This is a genomic window from Actinophytocola sp. (assembly GCF_045807065.1).
GTDB lineage: Bacteria > Actinomycetota > Actinomycetes > Mycobacteriales > Pseudonocardiaceae > Actinophytocola.
The window spans coordinates 1-7,087 of sequence record NZ_JBJMIE010000735.1; the positions used below are offsets into that span (position 1 = coordinate 1).

Annotated in this window: 6 protein-coding genes; 4 read left to right on the top strand and 2 right to left on the bottom strand. The window is 70.9% G+C overall.

Annotation, left to right across the window (positions count from 1 at the left end; all coding sequences use genetic code 11):
* A partial coding sequence (locus ACJ73U_RS43185; protein ID WP_407783591.1) for a PLP-dependent cysteine synthase family protein occupies positions 1 to 1,115 on the bottom strand: 1,115 nt, incomplete at its 3' end.
* Positions 1,116 to 1,923: 808 nt separating this feature from the next.
* The gene (locus tag ACJ73U_RS43190) at positions 1,924 to 3,285 is read right to left on the bottom strand and encodes a wax ester/triacylglycerol synthase domain-containing protein (protein WP_407783592.1); all 1,362 of its coding nucleotides are present in this window, start codon (positions 3,283 to 3,285) and stop codon (positions 1,924 to 1,926) included.
* 127 nt (positions 3,286 to 3,412) lie between these two features.
* On the opposite strand from ACJ73U_RS43190, the gene ACJ73U_RS43195 reads away from it, so the two are divergent.
* From ACJ73U_RS43195 to ACJ73U_RS43210, 4 genes are all read left to right on the top strand, one after another.
* The gene (locus tag ACJ73U_RS43195; protein WP_407783593.1) at positions 3,413 to 4,117 is read left to right on the top strand and encodes a 4'-phosphopantetheinyl transferase family protein; all 705 of its coding nucleotides are present in this window, start codon (positions 3,413 to 3,415) and stop codon (positions 4,115 to 4,117) included.
* The gene (locus tag ACJ73U_RS43200; protein WP_407783595.1) at positions 4,110 to 4,457 is read left to right on the top strand and encodes a universal stress protein; all 348 of its coding nucleotides are present in this window, start codon (positions 4,110 to 4,112) and stop codon (positions 4,455 to 4,457) included. The genes ACJ73U_RS43195 and ACJ73U_RS43200 overlap by 8 nt, the downstream gene beginning before the upstream one ends.
* Positions 4,458 to 4,847: 390 nt before the next feature.
* Entirely contained in the window at positions 4,848 to 5,501 is a 654-nt protein-coding gene (locus ACJ73U_RS43205) for an alpha/beta fold hydrolase (protein WP_407783596.1), read from the top strand.
* 14 nt (positions 5,502 to 5,515) lie between these two features.
* Positions 5,516 to 7,087: pyruvate, phosphate dikinase (locus tag ACJ73U_RS43210; RefSeq protein WP_407783594.1), on the top strand; the 1,572-nt coding region annotated here is incomplete at its 3' end.

Here is a 7,087-nt window from a genome sequence, read left to right on the forward strand (position 1 = left end):
CATCGCAGCGCCCCCTTCGGCACGGTCACCTCGGTGCAGCGCGTCCACCGCTTGACGACGCGGTCCGTCGGCGTGTCGATGGTGTCCGGCACGAGCGGGATCGGCACGTCGAGGAGCCCGTGTTCCGCGCAGTACTCGTCGTTGTAGACGGTGTCGAAGTAGCGGTACGGGCCGTCGGGGAAGATCGCGGCGATCCGGGTGTCCGGCTCGCCTGTGCGGGCGAGCCAGCCGGCGACCAGGGCGACCGCGCCGACGCTCCAGCCGCCGGTGGCGTGGTGGGTGGCGGCGAGGCGGCGGCAGGCCCAGACCGCTTCGCCGGGGGCGACCCAGTGGACCTCGGCGAAGGCGCTGTAGTCCACGTTGCGGGGGTAGATGCTCGATCCCAGGCCGCGCATCAGACGGGTGCCGGCGGGTTGGCCGAAGATGGTCGACCCTACGGTGTCCACCCCGACGAGCCGCAGGTGCGGGAAGTAGTCGCGGAGCACTCGGACGATGCCGGCCGAGTGCCCGCCGGTGCCGACCGAGCAGACCAGCACGTCGACGCGGCCCAACTGGCCCACGAGTTCCAGGGCGAGGGGCGCGTAGGCGGTGACGTTGTCCGGGTTGTGGTACTGGTCCGGGCACCACGCGTTCGGGTACCTGTCGAGCACTTCCCGGACGCGGTCACGGCGCGCCTGCTGCCAGCCGCCCGTGGGGTGCGGTTCGGCGACCAGTTCGACCTCGGCGCCGTACGCGGCCAGCATGCGCCGCACGATCGGTTCCATGCCGGGGTCGGTGACCAGCGTGACCGGATGCCGCAGCGTGATGCCGGCCAGCGCGAGCCCGAGCCCGAGCGTGCCGCTGGTGGACTCGACGATTCGCCCGCCGGGCACCAGCTCGTCCCGCTCCCGGGCCTTGGTCACCATGTGCAGGGCGGGACGGTCCTTCATCCCGCCCGGGTTGAAGCCCTCCAGCTTCGCCCAGAAGCCCCGGCCCGCCGCGCAGAACGGCTCGCCGATCCACAGCACCGGCGTGTTGCCGATCGAGGTGGCGGGGGAGTGGCAACGGGCGGCGCTCGTGGCCAGTTGGGCAGGCGAGGACGGCACCGGGAACGGCGCGGTGAACTTGGGCTGCATCGGCTCGTGAGTCTCCCGAGAGGCGCCGCGAAATGCGGCGCGAGAGGAAAGCGTTGTGTGCCCCGAATCAGGGCGTGCGTGTACCACCCGGGTGAGGTGTCCGGGCTGACAGAACGGTTCGTCGCGGGTTATGCCCTTCGCTATAGCCGTGCCACGCAGAGAGCGATCAGGAGCGTGTGCCCAGGCTGATATCGGACTCTGCTGAACGGCGGGGTGGGATCTCGCCGTGAGGGGGCCCCGGACAGGGGCGACTCGATGGCCGCGATCGTGAGCCAGGTATCTGGATCCGCCACGGGACGAGGAAGCGCGACCGGTGGAACTACCTGTGCGTGAAAATGCGCCTGGCGGTGGCAGCCGCGTTCGTTCGCGTCGCCGTGATCGCCGTGGTCGTGTCCGGTGTGGACGCCAGCTGCGCTCGTCGTCTGCTGGTCAGTGGCGTGGAAGTGCGGAGCTCGGGTGCCGACCAGCAGCCACAGCAACGAGGCGATGACCAACACGGCCAGCATCAGCAGTGGAGGTTTGCGGGAGTCGATGCCCCGTCGCGTCATCGCGGGCTCGAAATATCAGCGCGGAGCGGATCAGGCACGTAGAGTAACCGGAAATGTGTAGTCGCGAATACGCGTGAGCACCGCACGTGACGACGGTAGCCAGCGTGGAGAACCTCCAGGTAACTCGACGCGCCATCACGCGGCAACGTGGCCGCCAACGGTCCACACAGGACGAGATCGGCACCTACACGCTACGGGGACGACACGAGTGTCACCGGCGGAGTGTCCCGGCCGGCTCGTCATTCGTCGCGGTGACCGGGTCAGTCCCGGCCCACGGCGATCACCTCGTCCATGCCGAGGCGGAGGCAGTCGATGAAGACGTCGGAGTCCGGGAGTGCCGCGGTGTCGAGGTTGGCGGCGACATGGCAGGTGCCGTTGTAGGACATGAGGGTCAGGTTCGCCGCACACCCCATTGTCGGGCCGAAGGCCGCGTGGGCCGTGACCTTCGCACCCGCCAGGTAGACCTCTACCGGCATGCCCGTCACGTCGCTCGCGAGGAAGTCGACCCGCTTGAGCATGCCGCCGACGAAGCCGGTCGGCAGCAGGTCGAGGCCGGCGGCGATCGCGTCGGTGAAGCGCAGTGACCTGGCGTTGCGGGCGGCCTTGGCGCGGGTGTCGATCAGCCGCATCCGACGCGCGGGGTCGGCCTCCGACACCGGCACGAGGAACCGCATGAGGGTGATCCGGTTGCTGGCCAACGGATCGGTGGCCTCGCGGATGCTGATCGGCATGGTCACCCGCAGCTCGTCGACGGGTGCGTCGTGCTTGTGGTGGTAGTGGCGCATGCCGCCGGTGACGCCAGCCAGGAACGCGTCGTTGACCGTCACGCCCGTGGTCCTGGCGGCGTGCTTCAGATCGGTCAGCGCGACCGAGACGACGTCGAGACGGCGGCCGAGTCCGCGCCCGCGCATCACGGGGGAGCGGATGTCGGTGACCGGCGCGACCGTCCTGCCGATGGACTGCGCGGTGTCCACCACGGTGCGCACGCTGCCGAGCGGGTCCCGCAGGACCTGCCACGCGGTCGGGCCCGCGGCCCGGACCACCTGCCCGGCCAGGTCGAGTAGCTGTCCGGCGGTGTGGACGATGCTCGCCGGCACGAGTGCGCCGCCGTGCGTGTTCTTCGGCTCCTCGGGGTGTGGCGTGAACTCCGGCTCGGGGACGGTATCGAACAGTGTCGGCGCCAGCCGAACCGCGCCGACGCCGTCGGTGAGCGCGTGGTGCAGTTTCATGAGCAGCGCCGCCCGGCCGTCCGGCAGGCCCTCGACGAGCGTGTACACCCACAGGGGACGGGCGCGGTCAAAGCCGGTCATGGCCTCGATCCTGGCCAGCTCGAGCACCGCGGCGTCCGAGTCCGCGGTGGTGCGGCGCAGGTGCCACGTCATGTCGAACGCCTCGTCGGTCTCCCACCTCGGCACCGCGATCCGGGCCGGCGGCTCCGTGACCCGCTGGCGCAGTCGAGGCACCAGCCGGGTCGCGGCCTTGACCCGCGCCGACAGCCGTGCCCAGTCCGGCGACCGGTCCAGCCACGCGACGGCCACGATCGTCGCCCGCATGGCTGGGTCGCTCTCCTGGTACCACGAGAAGGCGTCGCTTGCTCGCATGAACTCGTCCTGTGCGGTCATGGCGTGCTCCCATGTGCTTTTCCACTCACACAACCCCTGAGCACGCGAGGGCGGCAGAGCAGAAGGCCCACCGGCGCCGGGCCTTACGGCCCGTGTCGGCTCGCCGAGCGCGTGGGAGGCTGGGCCCGTGACACTTCGCTGGCTCGCACGCGGCATGGCCGACGTGCCGGTGACGGCCGAGTGGTTGTCGCCCGCCGAGACCTCCCGGCTCGGCGAGTTGCGCTTTCCGAAGCGGCGCACGGAGTTGCGGCTCTCGCGGTGGACGGCGAAGGTCGCCATCGCGCGGGTGCTCGGGCCTGCGGCGAGCGAAGCGAGCCAACCGAACACGAGGCTCGCCGGCATCGAGATACGGCCCGCGCCCGACGGGGCCCCGACGCCGCTGCTCGACGGGGCGCCGGCCCCCGTCTCGGTCTCCCTCACCGACCGTGCCGACTGGGCGGTGTGCCTCGTCGGACCACCGGGGCTGGCGGTCGGGTGTGATCTCGAGCTGGTCGAACCCCGGGAAGCCGTGTTCGTGCGGGACTGGTTCACGCCACGAGAGCAGGCGCTCGTAGCCGCCGGTGAACACGACCTGCTGGCCAACCTCATCTGGTCGGCGAAGGAGAGCGCGCTCAAGGTCCTGCGCACCGGTCTGCGCCGCGCCACGCTATCGGTCGTGGTCGACCTCGACGCCGCCGCCACCGGTGCCGAGTGGGCCCCCCTGACCGTTCGCCCCGTCGAGGGCGCCGTCCTCGCCGGGTGGTGGCGCCGTTACGGCGACTTCGTGCTCACCACCGCCGCTGACCAGCGAGGAGGCTGTCGCGTTCGCGTTCGCCGAGGCCGCCCTGCATGACGCCGACCTCGTCGCCGTGCACAGCTGGACCGACCCGCTCCCGCTCGGCCCCGCCGAACCGTCCGACATCGAGGCCGCCCAGCAGCGTGCCGACGAGACCCTCGCGGAGCGGTTGGCGGGCTGGCAGGAGAAGTACCCGGACGTGCGGTTGATCCGCGAGGTCGTGCGCGATCACCCGTCGCGGGCATTGCTGTCTCACGCCGAGGGTGCGCGGCTGGTGGTGGTCGGCACCCGCGGCCGCGGCGGGTTCGACGGGCTCGTGCTGGGGTCGACCGGCCAGCACCTGCTGCACCACGCGCCGTGCCCGGTCGCGGTCGTCCGCATGACACCGGATCGCTGAGTCCACATCGGACACTATTCAACGCCCTGTTCGGCGGGAGACTACCCGCTCTGGGTGTGAGGGTCCTGTCGGAGGACCAGCACGTCCACAATAGACAGCACGGCAAGGCTCACGATGTCGTCCGAGATGCTGGGAATCGGGTCGGCGGCACAGGACCAAGGACCCTGCCGGCAGGTGACCTACGGAGCCCTGTCCAGGACCGTCGTGCCGGTGCGCGAGCCGCGGCGAGTTGCTGCGATGGAGTCAGGAACCCCGGATGTAGGAGGTGGACGTGATGGCCGGTGCGGAAGAGCCGCGGGTGGCACGGGAGTCGCGTGCCGGCGTCGCGGAACGTGCGAACCAGCCCGGCCTCGGTGACGCGATGACCCGCGTGGTCGACGCCTCGGGTACCTGGCGTCCTCGTTGCCGGCCGGAGCGACCCCGGCCCGGCAGGCGGACGTGTACGCCGACCTGCTCGACGCCCTCGGTATCGACAGGGTCGCCGTGGTCGCGGTGTCGGCCGGTGCGACATCCGCGTTGCAGCTGGCCATGCGGCACCGGGACCGGGTGTCCGCGCTGGCGCTGCTCTCACCCAACGGACCGGGTAGCCAGCACGACGAACGCCCCGTGCCGTATCGGCTCGCCCGCGCGATCTCGGACTCCGACCGTCTCATGTGGATGATCAGGCGTCATTTCCCCACACGCCTTGCCCGGCTCATGGCCGTGCCCGTGGACCGGTTGGCCGGCACGGGGGACCGCGACCGGGTCGACGCCGAGCTCGACGGCATCTTCCCCGTGTCCCGCCGCGCGGCCGGCGCCTTGTTCGACGCGTTCGTGTCCAACCCGGACATCAACCACTACGACTTCCAGGACATGTCCACACCCACGCTGATCGTGCACGCACGGGACGACGCGCTCGCCCCCTGCTGGGGCGGAATCGCGTTGTCCGAGCGGATCCCGGGTGCCCGGCTGCTCGTCGTCGAGGACGGCGGTCACCTGCTGCTGGGCGAGCACCCGGAGGTCGCCATCGCGGTCGAGGCACTACTGCGGTCCACACGGGACTGAACGAGGAGAAGACGATGACGAAGTACGTGTACGACTTCGCCGAGGGCAACCGGTTCATGGCCGATCTGCTCGGTGGCAAGGGCGCCAACCTGGCGGAGATGACCGTGATGGGGCTACCGGTGCCGCCCGGGTTCACGATCACGACGGAGGCATGCCGCGCCTACCTGGACACCGGCGCCCCGCCGGCGGAGCTGGCCGCGGAGGTGGGTGAGCACCTGCACATTCTCGAGCGGGCGATGGGCCGCAAGCTGGGCCAGGTCGACCAGCCGCTGTTGGTCGCGGTTCGCTCCGGTGCCCGGTTCTCCATGCCCGGCATGATGGACACGGTCCTCAACATCGGAATCACGGACGACTCGGTGGCCGGGCTCGCCGCGTGGGCCGGGGACGAGCGGCTGGCGTGGGACTCCTACCGCCGGCTGGTGCAGATGTTCGGCACCACCGTGCTGGGTGTCGACGCGAGCTACTTCGCCGACGCGCTGAGGGGTGCCAAGCAGGCCAAGGGAGTCGACGGCGACCTCGGTCTGGACGCGGCTGATCTGCGCGTGCTGACCGGCACTTTCAAGGAGATCGTCCGCGAGCGGACGGGCCGGGAGTTCCCGCAGGACCCGCGTGAGCAGTTGGACATGGCGATCACCTCGGTGTTCGCGTCCTGGCACACCGACCGCGCCCACACCTACCGGCACGCCGAGCACATCCCCGAGAACCTGGGCACCGCGGTGAACGTGTGCGCCATGGTGTTCGGCAACCTCGGCGACGACTCCGGCACGGGCGTGGCGTTCACGCGTGACCCGGCGACCGGCGCGCCCGGTGTCTACGGCGACTACCTGCCCAACGCACAGGGCGAGGACGTCGTCGCCGGCATCCGCAACACGCTGCCGCTGAACCGGCTCGCGGATCTCCAGCCCGACGCCTACCAGCTCCTGATGGGCATCATGCGGACGCTGGAGGAGCACTACCGGGATCTGTGCGACATCGAGTTCACCATTGAGCGCCGCAGGCTGTGGATGCTGCAGACCCGCGTCGGCAAGCGCACCGCGGCCGCCGCGTTCCGCATCGCCGACGCACTGCGCGAGGAAGGGCTCATCGACGCCGACGAGGCGCTGCGGCGGGTGACCGGCGCGCAGCTGGCGCAGCTGATGTTCCCGCGCTTCGGCGACACGGACCGCGCACCGATCGCGACGGGCGTTCCCGCGTCGCCGGGGGCGGCGGTCGGCGAGGTCGTGTTCGACTCGGCGACCGCGGTCCGCCGCGCCGAGGAAGGCGCCGCGGTCATCCTGGTGCGCCGCGAGACCAACCCGGACGACCTCGACGGCCTCATCCACGCTCGAGGCGTGCTCACCAGCCGGGGCGGCAAGACCTCGCACGCGGCGGTCGTCGCCCGTGGGCTGGGCCGGACCTGTGGGTGTGGTGCGGAGTCGCTGACCATCGACACCGCGGCGCGCCGGCGCACCACCGCGGACGCCACGGTCTTCGCCGACGCGCTGTGGGGTGCCAAGCAGGCCAAGGGAGTCGACGGCGACCTCGGTCTGGACGCGGCTGATCTGCGCGTGCTGACCGGCACTTTCAAGGAGATCGTCCGCGAGCGG

Excerpts from the sequence above, each read along its gene's own strand:
- ACJ73U_RS43190 (WP_407783592.1), bottom strand. The coding sequence starts at position 3,285 with ATGACCGCACAGGACGAGTTCATGCGAGCAAGCGACGCCTTCTCGTGG.